The organism is Streptomyces beihaiensis (genome assembly GCF_026274175.1).
In the GTDB taxonomy this organism is placed as follows: domain Bacteria; phylum Actinomycetota; class Actinomycetes; order Streptomycetales; family Streptomycetaceae; genus Streptomyces; species Streptomyces beihaiensis.
This window is the reverse complement of record NZ_JAPHNL010000262.1, coordinates 1-318: the sequence shown is the minus strand read 5'-3', so window position 1 is coordinate 318 and position 318 is coordinate 1. Positions and strand designations below refer to the sequence as shown.

The window sequence follows — 318 nt, the reverse complement described above, 5'->3', positions numbered from 1 at the left end:
GACATCGGCGGGGGTCGGGTAGACGCCGTACGGAGCCTTCGCCGCCGCCAGCTCCACCACATGCGAGACGATCTCGACGCCGGCCGTCTCCCTCAGGTACGACCGCGCGATGGCGCCCAGCGCGACCCGCGCCGCCGTCTCCCGCGCGGACGCCCGCTCCAGGATCGGACGCGCCTCCTCGAAGCCGTACTTCTGCATACCCGCCAGATCCGCGTGACCGGGCCGCGGCCGGGTCAGCGGCGCGTTGCGTGCCAGGTCCTCAAGGACCTCCGGATCGACCGGGTCGGCGGCCATGACCTGTTCCCACTTCGGCCACTC

1 protein-coding gene is annotated in these 318 nt (G+C 72.6%); it reads right to left on the bottom strand.

Features of this window, described 5'->3' with window-relative positions:
* A partial coding sequence (locus OFY01_RS20585; RefSeq protein WP_266602029.1) for a chorismate synthase occupies positions 1-318 on the bottom strand: 318 nt, incomplete at both ends.